General features: G+C 44.6%; 16 protein-coding genes. 4 read left to right on the forward strand and 12 right to left on the reverse strand.

The genetic code is table 11. The features are described 5' to 3' along the window. Positions 1–36 precede the first annotated feature (36 nt). On the reverse strand, positions 37–903 hold the full coding sequence (locus tag L4C44_RS07885) for a LysR family transcriptional regulator (protein ID WP_428804796.1): 867 nt from the start codon (positions 901–903) through the stop codon (positions 37–39). 119 nt (positions 904–1022) lie between these two features. Between L4C44_RS07885 and L4C44_RS07890 the strand changes: the two genes are divergently transcribed. Continuing rightward, positions 1023–2006: a zinc-binding dehydrogenase gene (locus tag L4C44_RS07890; RefSeq protein ID WP_428804797.1), complete on the forward strand. Its 984-nt coding sequence runs from the start codon at positions 1023–1025 to the stop codon at positions 2004–2006. 69 nt (positions 2007–2075) lie between these two features. Here L4C44_RS07890 and L4C44_RS07895 read toward each other — a convergent pair whose 3' ends face one another. From L4C44_RS07895 to puuE, 11 genes are all read right to left on the reverse strand, one after another. Beyond that, a complete protein-coding gene (locus tag L4C44_RS07895; protein WP_428804798.1) occupies positions 2076–2597 on the reverse strand; it encodes a hypothetical protein in 522 nt (173 codons plus the stop codon). Between the two features lie 248 nt (positions 2598–2845). Next, a complete protein-coding gene (locus L4C44_RS07900; RefSeq protein WP_327784543.1) occupies positions 2846–3316 on the reverse strand; it encodes a GNAT family N-acetyltransferase in 471 nt (156 codons plus the stop codon). Between the two features lie 82 nt (positions 3317–3398). Continuing rightward, on the reverse strand, positions 3399–3872 hold the full coding sequence (locus tag L4C44_RS07905; RefSeq protein WP_428804799.1) for a GrpB family protein: 474 nt from the start codon (positions 3870–3872) through the stop codon (positions 3399–3401). 16 nt (positions 3873–3888) lie between these two features. Beyond that, on the reverse strand, positions 3889–4128 hold the full coding sequence (locus tag L4C44_RS07910) for a hypothetical protein (RefSeq protein WP_017086627.1): 240 nt from the start codon (positions 4126–4128) through the stop codon (positions 3889–3891). A 95-nt stretch (positions 4129–4223) separates the two neighbouring features. Then, on the reverse strand, positions 4224–4820 hold the full coding sequence (locus tag L4C44_RS07915) for a DJ-1/PfpI family protein (RefSeq protein WP_428804800.1): 597 nt from the start codon (positions 4818–4820) through the stop codon (positions 4224–4226). A gap of 83 nt (positions 4821–4903) precedes the next feature. Beyond that, a complete protein-coding gene (locus L4C44_RS07920; protein ID WP_428804801.1) occupies positions 4904–5890 on the reverse strand; it encodes a hypothetical protein in 987 nt (328 codons plus the stop codon). Positions 5891–6217: 327 nt separating this feature from the next. Continuing rightward, on the reverse strand, positions 6218–7537 hold the full coding sequence (locus tag L4C44_RS07925; protein ID WP_428804802.1) for a urate hydroxylase PuuD: 1320 nt from the start codon (positions 7535–7537) through the stop codon (positions 6218–6220). Positions 7538–7551: 14 nt separating this feature from the next. Further along, positions 7552–8112 carry an ureidoglycolate lyase gene (locus tag L4C44_RS07930; protein WP_146490274.1) on the reverse strand — a complete coding sequence of 187 codons (561 nt, stop codon included), beginning with the start codon at positions 8110–8112 and terminating at the stop codon, positions 7552–7554. A 14-nt stretch (positions 8113–8126) separates the two neighbouring features. Next, complete coding sequence (gene alc / locus L4C44_RS07935) at positions 8127–9113, reverse strand: allantoicase (protein ID WP_428804803.1); 987 nt, start codon at positions 9111–9113, stop codon at positions 8127–8129. 123 nt (positions 9114–9236) lie between these two features. Continuing rightward, on the reverse strand, positions 9237–9752 hold the full coding sequence (uraD, locus tag L4C44_RS07940; protein WP_428804804.1) for a 2-oxo-4-hydroxy-4-carboxy-5-ureidoimidazoline decarboxylase: 516 nt from the start codon (positions 9750–9752) through the stop codon (positions 9237–9239). Between the two features lie 22 nt (positions 9753–9774). After that, positions 9775–10713 carry an allantoinase PuuE gene (puuE, locus tag L4C44_RS07945; protein ID WP_428804805.1) on the reverse strand — a complete coding sequence of 313 codons (939 nt, stop codon included), beginning with the start codon at positions 10711–10713 and terminating at the stop codon, positions 9775–9777. Positions 10714–11124: 411 nt separating this feature from the next. On the opposite strand from puuE, the gene uraH reads away from it, so the two are divergent. The 3 genes from uraH to L4C44_RS07960 all read left to right on the forward strand — a co-directional run bounded on the left by uraH (position 11125) and on the right by L4C44_RS07960 (position 14755). Beyond that, a complete protein-coding gene (uraH, locus tag L4C44_RS07950) occupies positions 11125–11478 on the forward strand; it encodes a hydroxyisourate hydrolase (RefSeq protein ID WP_055319165.1) in 354 nt (117 codons plus the stop codon). A gap of 259 nt (positions 11479–11737) precedes the next feature. Then, entirely contained in the window at positions 11738–13081 is a 1344-nt protein-coding gene (locus tag L4C44_RS07955; RefSeq protein ID WP_428804806.1) for an NCS2 family permease, read from the forward strand. A gap of 222 nt (positions 13082–13303) precedes the next feature. After that, positions 13304–14755 (forward strand): nucleobase:cation symporter-2 family protein, encoded by a 1452-nt coding sequence (locus tag L4C44_RS07960; protein WP_428804807.1) that lies wholly within the window; start codon positions 13304–13306, stop codon positions 14753–14755. The last annotated feature ends 89 nt before the right edge of the window (positions 14756–14844 follow it).

Consider the following 14844-nt stretch of genomic DNA (forward strand, 5'->3'; position numbering starts at 1 on the left):
ATTCCATACAAAGAACCGTTATTGAATTCTCTATGGTCAGGCTTTCTCGTTAAAATACTGAACACTATGATCAATGAACAACCGAGTTAAACGCGGAAGCTGCTTTCTGGAAGGGTAAAGCAAACTGATTTCGAATAAAGGCATCGGAAAGTCAGGTAAAACCTCGATTAACTCCCCTCTTTTAATCTCGCCTTCACATAAGAATGGCGGCAGTTCCGTAACGTACTGACCATTTAAAACACTATACTTAAGTTGAGAATAGTCATTACACACCTCTTTCGGCTCAATTTTTATTTTCTCATCTCCTAAGCTCCAGAGAATACTCTCTCCCGGATAACCCCATGCAATACAAGATTTATGATAAAGCTCCGATGGCTTAGCGATTGGATCCATTTCAGGAGAAGAAACCAGCTTATGACGATAAGAAGTTAAACGACGAACTACATGCGATAAGTTGTTAATGCTCCCAACACGAAAGGCAACATCAATCCCATTTGAAATTAAATCTAACTTTTCTGTCGTCACTACCGTATCAATTTCAATGTTTGGATAAGCTTCTTTGAAAGCTTGTAACAATGGCCACACAATATGAAAAGAGGGAGGAATAGATATTTTAATCCGCCCTCTTATGGCTTGTTGATTATCAGATAAAGTCTCAAGGCCATTATTAATCTCATTGAATGCACGAACAAAAGAGTTATATAAGATGTCGCCAGCTTCTGTTGACCTCTGTTTTCTCGTTGTCCTTTCCAATAAACGAATGCCTAGTTCCTCTTCCAACTCTGAAACTTTTCTACTTACTGTAGTGAGTGGAACATTGAGCTCTTTAGCTGCCGCGGTAAAAGAGCCTTTGTCCACAACCGCAACGAAAATCCGTGCACCATTAAGGCTTACATCTTTCATATAATAATTCCAAATATGGGATAGTCTATTAGCACTTTACCATATTGTTGTTCTTTTTGGTTTACTTGATACTGCAGTTCTCAACACGAGATTTAACGTAAAAACATAGGAATAAAATCATGAAAGCTATTATCGCAGCACAAGCAGGTTCTCCAGAAGTTCTTACTCTGATTGATACTAATGAACCAGAAACACAAGAAAATGAAGTCAAAATTAAAGTAAAAGCATTTGGCCTAAATAAAGCAGAAACTTATTACCGAGCAGGCCACTTTGGCCAACTAAACCCTGAATTGGCACTGGGTATTGAAGCTGCTGGCGAAGTTATCTTCGACCCATCAGGTATGTATCAGAAAGGGGACAAGGTTGTTACTGCAATGGGCGGAATGATGTTTGCTCGCCACGGTGGTTATGCAGAAATCATTGCCGTAAACAAAACAAACGTGAAAAAAACAAATAGTGATATTGATTTTACCACTCTCGCTTCATTACCAGAGCTTTACTCAACGGTATGGGGTGCATTGGACAAAACGCTAAACATTCAATCAGGTGAAACGTTATTAGTTAGAGGGGCAACGTCAGCAGTTGGCTTAGCGGCCATCACTTATGCTAAAGCAAAAGGCTTAACCATCTTCGCAACAACACGCAGTGAAGATAAGGTTGATTTCTTGAAGTCCATGGGGGCAGATAACGTTCTTATCGATGATGGTCATGTAGGTGACAAAGTACGAGCCATTCTTCCTGAAGGTGTCGATAAAGCCCTGGAAGTTGTTGGTGCGTCAACCGTTATTGATACAATGAAAGCGATTAGACCATGGGGTGAAGTCACTGTAGTCGGCCTTCTTGGCGGTGCACCTGTGATTGAGAACTTTGGTTTAATGTCAGACCTACCAAGCTCTGTAAAACTAAGCTTTTTCCAAAGTGGAATGCTAGGTAACGAACTACCACTAGAAGAGTCACCGCTTGACTGGGTTGCGGACCAAATACTCGAAGGAAAAATGCCATCGATTATTTCTCAAGTCTTTAAATATGAAGATACCAAAAAGGCTCACTCGCTAATGGATGCCAACCAAGCTAACGGTAAACTCGTTGTTGAAATGGATTAATGCCTATCGATGCCCATAATACCAACAACATGGTCACTGCATATCGATGTAGTGACCAATATCTTTACCTCAATTTACGCACTTATCCAGTTTAAGCTCTGCCGTCACTTTAGTAAGACGCAGAGCTATTGCGAAACAGACTAAGTAAGGACTCACATACCAAAAGATGCTTTCTAACGGTTGCTTCACCTGCGCTTCTCTGGTTTTTATGTATTGGTTTTTCTGCTTCTCATACTGACTCAGCATGCCATCCACCCACACCGCATCACTTTCAACCAGCGATACATTAGGCGCAGGAACCGTAAAATCCGATGCATTGGGTAACAAGGTAAAATCAACATCTTTGAACGTCATAGCTGTGCTCAAATACCACAAACACGCTTCATGATGCTGAGCCTGGTTATCTAAAGATGGTTGACCTTTGCAGATATCACTTCTCAGCTTATCCAAAGAAAACTGCTGAACCGATTCTAGAATCACCACTGCTCTGGTTTGTTCTGTTTCAACCCAGTCACCCGCCACTTTCGCACGAATCTCAGACACTGCACCGAGCATCCCGATCCCTGCCAATAATGGCCACAAATAGTCCATCAATTTCCATTTACGTCGGCTCAAGTTGAACCCACACCAAATGGGAAGGTGTAAAAGGAGCGTTAGCCCAAGCGATAGCAAAACGAAATTCAAGGAGCTAGAGAGCATGAGTTCGCTATCAAAGAAGTTCTTCATAATGAGAGACTTGCCTGTATAACAAAGAGAAATTTGATACTAAATTCGATATTTGAAAGGAGTGTGAGGGGAAAGTAAAAACAGCACCAACCATTGGAGTTAGCGCTGTTTATTTAAGCAAGTAGCGGCTTTTCCATCGGGATGCAATCGAGGCTAATACCTCTAGGCGAGTGATAAGTGGAAAGTTCATCACCGATAAAACCACACGAACGATAAAATTCCGCAGCATTCAGGGTCGATTCTAGCTTCATTAACGGTAAGTTGTGTTGAATCGCTAGTTCCTCTAAGAACTGCAACATCAGCTTCGCTGCGCCTTTTCCGGAAAAATCTGGGTCCACAAAAATAGCATCAACCATACCGGTTTCGATGTTGATTTTACCGCTGCCAATCACTCGGTCATCGACCTCTGAAACGTGAAAAGTTTGGACTACATCGCTTATGAATCCATCAGACATTCCACCCTGCGTCCATATTGACAGCTGTTCTTCTGAGTAATAAGCCGAGCACTTCTCGACAATGGCACGGCTTCGAATATCGAAAATATCCTGAGCATCAGACTCAACCGCTTTTCTAATTGTAATCATAAGCCTACCTCAAGGAATTGTTGGAAAATGGGAAGCCACGGCTATATCACTAACCTCACTCAATCTATCACAAGACGACTGGCTATTTCAGCTCCAACACATGATCGATAAAAGCCGACTTCTTTGCACGGTACTCTTCTTGTGGCCAACCTTCACAAGACATTTTGAGGGCATTGTATTGCTCGACTAAGGCAGGGGCCGCACGTAGCTTGTCACGAAACGTTAGAAAGCATTCAAACTCAGAACCATTAGCGACAACTTGCAACGCCACATCGTCCCCAGATGTAGACTCCAACATACACAGTTCGAGCGTTCTTAAGGTATCGAGTTTCTCATTGAAGCCGAGCGTTGAGAGTTGTTCAACGGCGTACTCAAGTTCACTCGATTCAATACCCACGAATATATCCAAATCGCCTTTAGATACTGCAGATGGAATAGAAGATGCACCTACATGCTCAACTCTCGCATTAGAGATTAGCTTTTTGATGCCACGTTCGTATCGGACAAACAGCTCGTTGCAAGCCGCTTGGTATTGTTCCGCGGAGTAAAATTTCATATATCCTCACTCCGAATCACAAACTATTGAACACACCAATTGCTAACAGAAGCAACACGATGCTAATAGCTCCGATATAAGAGATTCTAGTTCGCTCTTTTTCAGTTGGAATCAATGGGGGGAAGCGCCCTAATGTGAATACTTTACAGACTATCCAGCCAGCTCCGTAACCAATGAACTCAATCAAGATCGACTGAAACAGATACCTAAAGAATGAGCTCAGTGCCCTAAAATACGCGACGATCAAGTCTTCCATTTTTGTCCTAAATAAAGTCAATTTAGACTAAAAATGCCATGGGTAGAGATTCATATCAAGAACCTTATACAGGACTGCGCACGCAATGAATCAGTTTAAACGTAAGTACTTACTATCGACATGCAATGATTCACAGAGTCTTCTTTCTCACCAACAGGCGCAACATAGTGAATTGCAGCTTCGGCATGTGCTTGGTCTGCGAGCTTACAGATAACCCATGCAGCTAAGTATTTGGACGACAAGCATCCACCCGCTGTAGCAATGTTACCTTCCGCATAAAACGGCTGGTCCAACACGGTCACACCGGATTCAATTACCCATGGCTTCGTTGTTAAATCAGTACAGGCTGGAACTTGATTCAACACCCCCAATACCGACATTAACAGAGTCCCTGAGCATTGACCGCCAATCAATTGTGTTTGTGGATTAAGGTTTAATCTTGAGAGTAATTTATCATCTTGGGCAATATCGCGGGTCAACATGCCACTACCAAACAACACCGCATCAGCAGTATTCGCGAACTCTAAAGGCTGTTGAGATTTAATTGTGACTCCATTCATTGAAGTCACTGATTCTGTGGGACTAGTAATCTGCACATTCCAGCCAAACTCTTTCATTCGGTTCAAAATACCCGATGCGATGAAAGAATCCAGCTCATTGAATCCATCAAAAGTTAGTACGGCAATATCCATATTTTTCTTTTCCCACTTCGTTGTATTGATATCGATTACTTCACGAAAAGCAGCTATACCCTAGATTTACTTTTAACACAGAGCTAAGCCATTTTAGACATTCCAGAAGCCTTGGCTTTGATACCATAAGTATTGGCTTCTTGCTCTCCAGTATGGATTATATCATCAAGAATTCCCGAGAATTGGCTGGGAGCCTTATTAAGTCTCAAACCGATATATGTGCCATCAAAGTTGAGCTTTTGCTCATTAATGATGTTTCCTTGAGACACCAATTTTGCGGAGCCACTACCTAACATAAACCACCCGAATGATGAAACAAGCTGCTCTAACACATAAAGCCCAAAACCTGAGTTATCATAAACATTGTCGGTATCAGCAATCTTTGTAGTGCTTGATATGCCAGGCTTAATCGCCATTCTTAGTGCAGATAGTTCAGAATCAATCATAAATGATCGTTCTAATGAAGAGGATATACCAACTCCTTCATCAATGACTGCGACTTCCACTCTACCATCCGCCCAACGTTGTCCACACAAATAACACTCTTCAGCTGTTGAATGCTCAAATACATTGCGAACAATTTCTCTCAAAGCGTAGTGATAGAGTTTATTTTCTTCATTGTAACTTTTTGTTCCTGATAACAAATTAGCAAAGCGTCTTGTTTGAGATATAATTTCATCGTACCACTCTTGAACATCTTGAGTTTTGGAGTCAAACGATGGCTTATATATTTTGGTTATAGGTAAATACGTCATTGAGCCAAGAGCTTGTCCCACATTATTCCCTTCACCCATACCAATGAACTGAAAAAAGCCTAAATGACGTAAATAGCAATGAACATTCTTATTACTGTCATGACCTTTCTTTTTAGTAATTAAACCTAATTCACGTCTGTATTTGATCCACGCTCTCATTTTTGAGCCAGCAATTAACATCCCACTAGGGTAAGAAAAATTCAATGTTGAGCAATCTATACAAACCTCCTGTTCATTTAGGCTTTGTTCAAGTTGGTAAAAAAATTCATACAAGGTGTCTCGTCCAAGCTGGCTCGGAAAATAAATAGTCTTCATTTATTAATACACTCGATAACTAAAAGGCTCTTGTTTACGCTTTTAAATGAAGGTGTCGAACTATATTTGAGCTGAGCACCGCCAACAAAATTGCTGTCAAGAACTCTAAACCACATATGCACCTAGAGTCACCAACTGAATGATAAATCTGCATTTCCTTTGTCCAAAAACAAAAAGCCCCGGTTATAGGAACCGGGGAAACAGGGTGGGATGAGTTTGGCGCGTGCCCGTAAACCAAACTCTCCCCAAGCCTCACCTAAGACTCATGCTCTTAGGAAAAGGATGCTGAGTACTCTTGTTGAAGAGTAATGTTATTGCAAAGTACGATTATTGAAGCGTAGCGCCTTGCTCTACCCAAGTGCCGATGAGTGCTCGCTCTTCGTCGGTCATTTGAGTCATGTTACCAAGCGGCATAACTTGGGTTGTTACGGTTTGAGCAACAATCCTTGGTACGTTGGCTTTAATCTCTTCTGGCGTATCAAGCATGACACCCGCTGGCGCAGCAGCAAAAGCGGCGTGACTAGGGGTTGATGAGTGACAGACAGAACAGCGCTCTTGAATGACCTTATTAATGGTTTCAAAGCTGACTCCTACGCTAGCGGTTTGAGCTGTGTGGTCTGCTGGTAAAGCTGGAGCATCAGTTGTAGTTGAAGCAGTATCGCTTGAAGCAGCCTCTTCTACCGTCGATTCAGTCGCGCTTACTTGCACTTCTTGAACGACTGGCGCCTGTACAACTGGGGTCATCTGTTTTTTCGCGTAAGGTGAAGTCACAAACGCAAGAGTGATCATACCCAATGCCGCGACTGGTACTGTCCATGCAAATTTCTGACTACCGTGACGGGTGTTGAAATAGTGACGCACCAAGATACTGAAGATCGCTAGGCCAGCAAGAATCAGCCAGTTGTATTCTGAGCCATAAGTGCTTGGGAAGTGGTTACTGATCATGATGAACAGCACTGGCAGTGTCATATAGTTATTGTGACGAGAACGCAGTAGACCTTTCGCTGGCAATGCCGGATCCGGTTCGCGCTTCTCTTCAATCGCTTTCACTAAATTACGTTGTGCAGGCATGATAACTCGGAATACGTTACCCACCATGATGGTACCAATGATTGCACCCACATGAATGTAAGCACCACGGCCACTGAACACTTGAGTTAGGCCATATGTCGCAGCGACGAGCAGCACAAACAGCACAACGCCAAGCAACACTGGAGTTTTACCTAATGGTGAGTCACACAGTAGGTCGTAGATAAACCAACCGGCAACGAATGAACCAATACCAATCGCGATTGCAGTGGTTGAATCAAGACCAGAGCCCGGTGCAATCAGGTAAATCTCAGCGTTAAGGTAGTAAACCACACCTAGTAGACACACACCGGTGATCCACGTGAAGTAAGCTTCCCATTTGAACCAGTGCAGGTGCTCTGGCATCTCTGGTGGTGCCAATTTGTATTTTTCTAGGTGATAAATACCACCACCGTGAATTGCCCATAAGTCGCCTGAAAGGCCCGTTTTAGGGTTTACTCGATTAAGGTTGTTCTCTAACCAAACAAAGTAAAATGATGCGCCTATCCACGCAACACCAACAATCATGTGAGCCCAGCGTATTGCTAAGTTCAACCACTCTGTAATATGCGGATCCATAATAAACTCCTGTATCACAACGCTTTAGCTAAACGTTGTTCTTCCTTATTGTCGTCCGTTGGCAGATCGTCCAAATGCAATGCCACTCGGTCGTTGTCGAAATAAACTTCATCACAGTTGTGTCCTTCGCCGCCTCTATCGACGATCAAGAACTGGTCTTGATCGGTGAGGGCGAGAACTGGGTGGTGCCACACCCCTTTGTGATAGTTCACTCCTTGACGGCCGTTGCTCAAGAAAGCTCGGCTATTGGCCAATGTTGGATCATCGCCTTTTGGCGCAACAACAATTAAATAGGGTTGACCAAGTAATGGAATGAATGCCTGAGAGCCAAGTGGATGACGCTCTAACATTTTGATGGTCAGTGGGTAGCTCAACGGTGTGGCTTGGAAGATGCTGATGATGGCTTCTCCGCCTTGGTCTTGCACATCCGTTGTCGCTAACTTGTGATAGCGACGTGTTGATCCACTGTTGATCATGAAGAAATCACTATTATCGGACTCGATAACATCGCCAAACTCTGCAAAAGCCTGCTTAGTTAACGGTTCGATCGATAAACGACGTATTCCATTACTCATACTCATTTCCTTACCTATTTCGCTTTCGTACCAAATAGACGCAAACGGCTGATACCACCATCTGGGAATATGTTTGCACGTACGTGGGTAATCGCACCAAGGTCGTTAACCTCAGAAATGAATTCGTGAATCTCGTGCGCTTGTAGCTTTTGTGCAGGCAAGAGTTCACGCCAGAATAGGCTTTGTGTTTCCACTTGGTCGTCGGTACCGCCTTTCACGTAAGCTGCTTGAATTGAGCAGCTGTCTGGGTAGTTACCTTTGAAGTGGGCAGTATCAACAACGATACGTTCGATATTACCTGGATGGCCTAGTGCCACGATAACCCAGTCGTTACCCGGTGTACGACGACGTGCTGTTTCCCAACCGTCACCCATGTTTTCACCGCGGCCTGGGCCTAAGATATTGGCTTTATTGCCATAGTGCTCATCGCTACATGCGAGTGCTCGACCACCGTGTTCAACGGCTGCTAGGTCAACTTGTTGCTGAGAATCTATTGCTTCCCAATCGACACTTGGTCGGCCATAAACACGTAAGCGCGCGACACCGCCGTCTGGGTAGATATTCAAACGTAGGTGCGTAAATACTTGGTCACTTTCGATTGCTTCAAGATGATGATGATCACCTTGTAATGCCATTGAAGGTAGAATTTCTTGCCACTCTGTTGAATCAGTTGGCTCACCTTGTGGTGAGTAACACGCGTCAATTGATGCCGAAGGTGGGAAGTTACCAGTGAAGAATGAGGTATCAATATCAACGCCAGCAATGGTGCCAGCTAGGCCAAGGCGAACGACACAGTAGTCGTAACCTTCACCGCGTTTACGTCTGCTTTCCCAACCGTCCATCCACTTGCCGTTATCGTCGTATAAGTCGTCTTTCCACTCTGGCGCTGCGTGGCTGAGTAGACGGCTTTTATCCGCGAAAAAATCGTCGGTTGCGAAGATAGCTTCTGCACCGAGTTTTTCGTCTGCAAGGTTTATGTATTGTTCAAATGTTTGGGTCATGTCCGTGTAATCCTATCCAATTAATCAAGTAATAATAAAATGAGAACTTAGTGGCTTATTCGCTTATAAAGCGTGCTCTTAGCGCACTAAGACTGGGCTGAGATAGCTGTTAACTCCGTTAACTTACATATCCCAGAGACGAAACATCGCGATCTTGTTGATCTCTTGAATCGCCGTAGCAAACTCAGTTTCACTATCATTTCCTAATCGCATCTCGAACGACTCAAGAATTTGGTAACGATTGGCTCCCTTCACCGCCATGATAAAAGGGAAATTGAAGCGACTTTTGTAGCTGTTGTTGTAAGAAGTGAATTTTTCAAATTCTTCGGCGCTGCATTGGTCAATGCCCGCCCCCGCTTGTTCTTTAGTCGACGACTCTGTAAGTTCGCCGTTTACTGCTGCTCGGCCGGCTAAATCCGGGTGAGCGTTGATCAAAGCCAACTGTTTACCTTGGTCTGCATTTAACAAGGTTGTTGCCATTTTCAGATGAAGATTCTCGATATGATCGTCTTCGGCATTCAAACCTTGGTCATACACCACTTCTGCAACCCATGGGCTGTGTTCGTAGACATCAGCAAAATGAGCGACAAAGGTATCGCGGTCCATGGTTGTTGGTTGGCATGATCGAAATTCAGTCACGTTAAGCCTCCTTGCTTCACTGCTACTTTTGCTGTTGATGATTAGCGTTATTTAGTTGATATGGATGATGTTGGTGCCAGTGATTGGCAATATCGATTCGACGACATAGCCACACACTGTCGTGCTGTTTGACGTAATCTAGGAAACGTCTTAACGCAGCAATACGACCGGGGCGACCAATCAGCCGACAGTGCAACCCAACCGACATCATTTTCGGTGCGGTTTCGCCTTCCATATAAAGGGTGTCAAACGTGTCTTTTAGATACTGGAAGAACTGCTCACCTGAGTTGAAACCTTGCGCGGTAGAAAAACGCATGTCGTTCACATCGAGTGTGTAAGGGATCACCAATTGAGGGTGGCCCGTTTCGGTATGCCAATAAGGCAGGTCATCATCGTAGGCATCTGAGTCATAAAGAAAGCCGCCTTCTTCTGCAACCAAGCGACGAGTATTTGGGCCCGTTCGGCCTGTGTACCAGCCTTGTGGGCGTTGCCCAGTCACTTGCTGGATGATCTCAATCGCTTTGGTCATGTGATCACGCTCTTCAGACTCATCAATGTATTGATAGTCTATCCAGCGGTAACCGTGGCTACAGATTTCGTGCCCCGCTTCGACCATGGCTTTGGCAACGTCTGGATGACGTTCAATGGCCATCGCGACGGCAAATACGGTCAGTGGGATTTCATATTCATCGAACAAGCGAAGAACACGCCACACCCCCGCACGGCTACCATATTCATAGATGGATTCCATACTGATGTGACGTTCGCCTTTGATCGGTTGTGCTGACGGGATCTCTGAAAGAAAGGCTTCAGACTCGTCGTCTCCATGTAACAAACAACGCTCACCGCCCTCTTCATAGTTCAATACAAAAGAAACCGCGACGCGCGCATTACCTGGCCATTGAGGGTTTGGAGGGTTAGCTCCGTAACCGATCAAATTTCTTGAATAATCCTTATTCATCCAAGTACTCCTAACATAAGTGGTTGGCTTAGCCGCTCTTTAAGTGAGTCACCAAATGATTCAATCAAATGGATTCTCGATAAACAGAGCAACCTTACCCCTGTACATTTATTGTATACAATTATTTATCTCAATGTAAAGATTTTGTTATTCAAGTTAAATTTAGGTACTTTAATTATTTAAAAACAAAAATTTAACAAAGCACAAGCTCACTAAAAAACGATAATTAAGATCTATAAAGTCAGAAAAAACGACACAATGGTTAACATTTTTCCAACAATTAGCTTTACTAATTGTGTACAGTTCGTACATAGTTAGTGATAACAAAGTGACCAGTTGCATTCTTTGCAAGGTCGAAACAGACAGATAAACCACGGAACAGAGGAGCGCTACAAGCGCTATTAAGGGACTATGGGAAGACTAACAACACACGTATTAGACACTACTCACGGCTTACCAGGTGCAGAGATCAAGGTAGAGCTTTATAAGGTCAATGAAGACTCAACAGAAAAGCTGGCGACGGTACTCACCAACTCCGATGGCCGAACCGATGCGCCGATTCTGGCAGGGAATGATTTCCGACCGGGGAAATATCAATTGGTGTTCTACGTTGCGGATTACTACAAAAGCAAAGGTGTAGAATTGGATGGTGTGCCCTTCTTAGATGATGTGGTGATTCGTTTCGGCTTAGATGACCCAGAAGCGCATTATCATGTCCCTCTTCTCGTCTCGCCTTACAGTTTCTCAACCTATCGGGGCAGTTAGTCCCGTGACCTAGAACTTCGAACTAGGCTCAACCGACAAATATTAAACAGATTAGTGCGTGCATCCAAAATGATGCGCGCTCATTAAACACGCTCATATAAAAATACTAACAACGTTAATAGTTAGAGATTAATAGCTAGAAAACAGATGGTTAGAAACTGATAACTAAAGAAATAGCGGCTAGGAAAAACCTTAAAACTTAATATTGAAATCTCGCTGTATTCAATAAATGGATCACAACATAAAAGGACTTGCTGACATGAGTGAGAGTAAAACAGAAATACTCAACCAAGATGCGAACAACGGAATTTTAGAGAAGTTTTTTAAAATTAAGGCACACGGAAGTAGCGTAAAAAATGAGTTAGTCGGTGGTGTCACCACTTTCGCAACCATGGCTTACATCATCTTCGTTAACCCACAAATAATGGCCGCTTCCGGCATGGATTCAGGTGCGGTATTCGTCGCAACCTGTATTGGTGCTGCGATCGGTTGCTTGCTAATGGGGTTATTTGCGAACTGGCCTGTCGGCCTTGCGCCGGGCATGGGCTTGAACGCCTTCTTCTCGTTCACTGTAGTAAGCGAAATGGGCTACAGCTGGGAAGTGGCACTGGGTGCCGTGTTCATCTCCGGTATCTTGTTCGTCGGAATGAGCTTCTACAAAGTCCGCCAATGGATCATTGAAAGTATCCCTGTGAGTTTACGTTATTCCATGACAGCGGGTGTTGGTCTGTTCTTGGGTCTAATTGGCCTTAAAACAGCGGGTATCGTCGTCGAAAACCCAGCAACATTGGTATCACTAGGTGACTTCACTAAACCTGAAGCGCTACTGGCCGCTATCGCATTCTTAATCATCGCTGTTCTGAGTGAGCGCAAGGTTTTTGGTGCGGTTCTAATCGGTATTTTGAGTGTAACTCTGGTCGGCATGATGCTTGGCTTAGTGCATTACAACGGCTTCTTCGCGGCTCCACCAAGCTTAGCGCCTACGTTCCTAAAAATGGACATTATGGGTGCGCTTGATGTTTCAATGATCAGCGTTATCTTGGCTTTCCTTTTTGTAAACATGTTCGATACCGCGGGTACTTTGATGGGCGTGGCTGAGCGTGCGAACCTAACTAACCCTAAAACGGGCAAAATTGAAGGTCTGAGCAAAGCACTGAAAGCCGATAGTATCTCAAGTGTTGCAGGTGCGTGTGTGGGTTGTCCACCTGTCACCAGTTACGTAGAAAGTGCTGCAGGTGTTGCAGCCGGTGCTCGAACAGGCCTATCTGCGATTGTAGTTGGCGCTTTGTTCTTAGCGGCGATTTTCCTATCACCTCTTGCAGGTATGATCCCAGCTTACGCCACCTCCGGCGCGTTGATTTACGTAGCGTTTGTGATGATGAGCAGCATGCAGCACGTTGATTGGAAAGATTTCACCAACGGTGCACCCGCAGCGATTACCGCTTTGATGATGCCACTGACGTTCTCTATCGCGAATGGTATCGCACTGGGTTTCATTACCTACACAGTACTTAAGCTGGCGACAGGTAAAACAAAAGACGTATCAATTTCGATGTACTTCCTAGCGGCTATCTTCGTTGCCAAGCTGGTATTCATCGGATAATCAACACGGCAACATGATTTATTGCTTGGCTCATTCATGAGCCAAGCTACTGACACACAATCTACCGACAAAATTGCTAAGAAAGCTAATTGTATTAATACGCGGAACGCAGATGCATTCCGTCCCTTTAATGCACCTTTTTTATGACCCTACGCAGTTTGTAGAAGTCATTATTTGACCGCCAATCGCCTGTAAACGGAAACGCAGGCAGAGGAATATCAAATGAAACTTCTGTACACCCTAAATGAAAGACCGCCTCACGGCTTAACCTTCCTACTCGCATTGCAGCACATGCTCGCCTCGATTGGTGGCATTGTCGCTGTTCCCCTTATTGTCGGCGCTTCCATTGGCCTACCCAACACAGAGATCGTCTCACTGATCAATGCAGCTCTATTGGCATCCGGTATTGTGACCGTTGTTCAGTGTCTTGGCTTTGGCCCTGTTGGCATTCGACTGCCCGTGGTTATGGGTTCGAGCTTTGCCTTTTTAGGTGTGGCTATTTCGATCGGAAACGAAGGCGGTGTCGCCGCCATTATGGGCTCGGCGCTTATCGGCTCGTTTGTGGTCATTGGTGCCAGCTTTTACATGGACAAGGTTAGGAAGCTGTTCCCAACCGTGGTAAGTGGTGTGGTGGTTACCCTAATCGGCTTAACCATTTTACCGGTTGCCATGAACTGGGTCGGAGACTCTCCTGCCAATACAGAACAATTCGCCACGCTACCTAAACTGTTTCTAGCTCTGGTCTCTTTGGGGATTGTGGTTGGTGTATCGGTTTACTGTAAAGGCGCGGTTGCCGCTTCAGCTATCGTGATTGGTTTAGCTGGTGGTTACATCGTTGCGCTATCGCTCGGCATGGTCGACCTTGAACAAATCAGCTCTGCAGCTTGGGTTGGCGGACCTGAACCCTTCAAGTATGGCTTTACCTTTTCTGCTAGCGCCATCATCAGCATGAGCTTGGTGTACATCGTGGTTATCGCGGAAGCAACGGGTGACTTCATGGCATTGGGCAACAACTGTCAAACCCAAGTCAGCGGTAAAGATCTAAAACGTGGGCTGCTAGGCGATGGCCTTGGTAGTACCTTATCTTCAATTTTAACAGCGATGCCATTGGCGTCATTCAGTCAAAACGTCGGTATTGTTGGTATCACAGGTGTCGCAAGTCGCTATGTCGTAGCAGCAACCGGTGGTTTACTGATTTTAGGCGGTTTATTCCCGAAATTAGCCGCTATTGCCGTCACCATTCCTAAACCTGTTTTGGGTGGTGTGGGTTTCGTGATGTTCGGAATGATTGCCTACGCGGGTATCCGCATGTTGATCAAAGCCGCAGACACCAAACGTAACGCTTTGGTAATCTGTGTTGGTTTGGCGTCTGGTTTAGCTGTTACCTTCGAACCGAGATTGCTTCAACATTTACCTCATGACCTAGCGAACTTTCTTCACTCTGGCATCACGACCGGTACTATCATGACCGTGCTGCTAAACCTTGTGTTACCGAAATCTTCACGAGCAGAAGAGCAAGAGGCGTTGGCCGAAAGCCAAGCGCAAGTTGAGCTAGAAATGAAAGAGCAAGCTGAAGATGCAATGGCGTCAGACGAGCAATTAGAAATTCAACAAGCAACAACAGAAACTGACGTTCAAACGGCATCAGATAACCCAGAGCCAAAAACGAACTAGATGAACCGCTAACGAGCGTAAAACCGATTTCCGTAGAATCTCGGGCGTAACGAGAACACTGAATATTTCATCGCCCTAGATTCAAATTT

This window comes from Vibrio satsumensis (assembly GCF_050337435.1).
Taxonomy (GTDB): domain Bacteria; phylum Pseudomonadota; class Gammaproteobacteria; order Enterobacterales; family Vibrionaceae; genus Vibrio; species Vibrio satsumensis.

Bases quoted from the DNA above. Each gene is read 5' to 3' on its own strand.
- L4C44_RS07920 (WP_428804801.1), bottom strand. From the start codon at position 5,890: ATGAAGACTATTTATTTTCCGAGCCAGCTTGGACGAGACACCTTGTAT.
- L4C44_RS07890 (WP_428804797.1), top strand. From the start codon at position 1,023: ATGAAAGCTATTATCGCAGCACAAGCAGGTTCTCCAGAAGTTCTTACT.
- L4C44_RS07885 (WP_428804796.1), bottom strand. From the start codon at position 903: ATGAAAGATGTAAGCCTTAATGGTGCACGGATTTTCGTTGCGGTTGTG.
- L4C44_RS07960 (WP_428804807.1), top strand. From the start codon at position 13,304: ATGAAACTTCTGTACACCCTAAATGAAAGACCGCCTCACGGCTTAACC.
- L4C44_RS07895 (WP_428804798.1), bottom strand. From the start codon at position 2,597: ATGGACTATTTGTGGCCATTATTGGCAGGGATCGGGATGCTCGGTGCA.
- L4C44_RS07905 (WP_428804799.1), bottom strand. From the start codon at position 3,872: ATGAAATTTTACTCCGCGGAACAATACCAAGCGGCTTGCAACGAGCTG.
- L4C44_RS07925 (WP_428804802.1), bottom strand. From the start codon at position 7,537: ATGGATCCGCATATTACAGAGTGGTTGAACTTAGCAATACGCTGGGCT.
- L4C44_RS07900 (WP_327784543.1), bottom strand. From the start codon at position 3,316: ATGATTACAATTAGAAAAGCGGTTGAGTCTGATGCTCAGGATATTTTC.
- alc (WP_428804803.1), bottom strand. From the start codon at position 9,113: ATGACCCAAACATTTGAACAATACATAAACCTTGCAGACGAAAAACTC.
- puuE (WP_428804805.1), bottom strand. From the start codon at position 10,713: ATGAATAAGGATTATTCAAGAAATTTGATCGGTTACGGAGCTAACCCT.
- L4C44_RS07955 (WP_428804806.1), top strand. From the start codon at position 11,738: ATGAGTGAGAGTAAAACAGAAATACTCAACCAAGATGCGAACAACGGA.
- uraH (WP_055319165.1), top strand. From the start codon at position 11,125: ATGGGAAGACTAACAACACACGTATTAGACACTACTCACGGCTTACCA.
- L4C44_RS07930 (WP_146490274.1), bottom strand. From the start codon at position 8,112: ATGAGTAATGGAATACGTCGTTTATCGATCGAACCGTTAACTAAGCAG.
- L4C44_RS07910 (WP_017086627.1), bottom strand. From the start codon at position 4,128: ATGGAAGACTTGATCGTCGCGTATTTTAGGGCACTGAGCTCATTCTTT.
- L4C44_RS07915 (WP_428804800.1), bottom strand. From the start codon at position 4,820: ATGGATATTGCCGTACTAACTTTTGATGGATTCAATGAGCTGGATTCT.